This window comes from Microbacterium sp. UBA1612 (assembly GCF_002321605.1).
Taxonomy (GTDB): domain Bacteria; phylum Actinomycetota; class Actinomycetes; order Actinomycetales; family Microbacteriaceae; genus Microbacterium; species Microbacterium luteum.
In genome coordinates this window covers 18,405-19,766 of the sequence record NZ_DCMW01000027.1, presented here as the reverse complement: position 1 = coordinate 19,766, position 1,362 = coordinate 18,405, and the positions used below count along the sequence as shown (strand labels likewise).

The window sequence follows — 1,362 nt, the reverse complement described above, 5'->3', positions numbered from 1 at the left end:
ACCGCCTGAACGACGGGGCCACCCCGCCCCGCCGCTCCCGGCTCATCCGGACCCAGGCAGATTCATGCGACAGCCTCGAACGTGTTCCACGCAACTCCGGCGTAGGAGGTCGTGTCGTGCACTCCCGCCCACAGTTGGTTGTCGGTGATCGACCATGCGCATCCGTCGCACGACACCGACCACGAGGTCGGCAGCTCGAGGCTCGCGTCGGCGAGCTTGGCGGCGAACGCCTTCAGCGCGATCGCTTCAGCCGTGGTGAGGTTCGGCGGATCGCTGTCGACGAAGTTCGTGATCGCCGTTCCGAGCGGGGCCAGAGCAAGCGGCGGCAGGTCGGAGAGGCTGTAGAGCGAGAAGTAGTTTGCGTGCGCATCGCCCATGCTCACCTCGAACTCGTTCGAGGACAGGCCGTCGGAGTCCAGGCAGGCCACGAGACTCGTGGCCTGGGCGTCGGCGGCATCGGCATCGACGTGGCAGATGCCACCGACTCGCCCGAAGTCCGCTCCGCCCATCCACCAGTTGTTCTCCAGACCGCTGTCACCCTGCCCGAAGCAGGTCTCGACGGATGCGGAGCCGTAGTCGAGGAACGTCAGCGTGCCGCAGAAAGCGTAGTGGAGCTCCTGCGGCTCGTCGTTCGTGTCGATGTCGGTGTGCACGGCGGCGCCCCCGGTCTGGCCGTTGTACCAGGATGCGACGGAGTCCTCACCGTCGTGCGTTCCCTGCACATCGAGGGTCAGACGATTGTCGCCGCTGTCCCAGCTCTGTCCCTGGTAGGCGAAGTCCTCGCCGGACGATGCGCCGTCGTACGCGAACGAGATCTCACCCAGGTCGCTGCGGATCTCGACGGTGTCGTCGTGGGTCTTCGACAGCTCGGGATCCGTATCGGGTTCGGGTGCGGGAACGGGCTCGGGTGCAGGGTCGACATCGCCGGTCGACGGCGAACCGGAGCCGTTGTCGCGCGAGGATCCGCTTGCCTCGTGGGTGTCGACGCTCTGAGCCGGCACCGTGCGACTTCCCCCGTAGGGCGCGGACGGACGCGTCCACGGCGTCGTGACATCCTCCTCGGGTGACGGCGTCGGCGTGGTCGTCGCCGTGGGAGTCGGTGTCGCGGAGGCTTCAGGGAGCGGCGCTGCGCTTCCCTCGGATGCATCAGGGGATGCCGTGGGAGTGGGTGTCGGCGCGGCGTCGTCTTCGACGGTCGCAGTGCACGCGGTGAGGAGAAGCCCCGTCGCCAGAGCGACGGCCGCGGCGCGGCGGGTGAAGGGGGAGCGTCGGTTCGGCATGGCGTCTTTCTCGGGAGGCATCCGGCCGGAGGAGAGGCGTGACCGTGCGCGTGGTGCCCTCGTGTGGCGGGAGGGCGGGTCG

At 68.6% G+C, this 1,362-nt stretch carries 1 protein-coding gene; it reads right to left on the bottom strand.

The features are described 5' to 3' along the window. Window positions 1-62 precede the first annotated feature (62 nt). Entirely contained in the window at window positions 63-1,280 is a 1,218-nt protein-coding gene (locus B3S45_RS11890) for a hypothetical protein (protein ID WP_286720803.1), read from the bottom strand. Between the last annotated feature and the right edge of the window lie 82 nt (window positions 1,281-1,362).

What these genes read in the sequence shown, in the direction of transcription:
- B3S45_RS11890 (WP_286720803.1), bottom strand. Translation starts at nt 1,280, where the DNA reads ATGCCGAACCGACGCTCCCCCTTCACCCGCCGCGCCGCGGCCGTCGCT.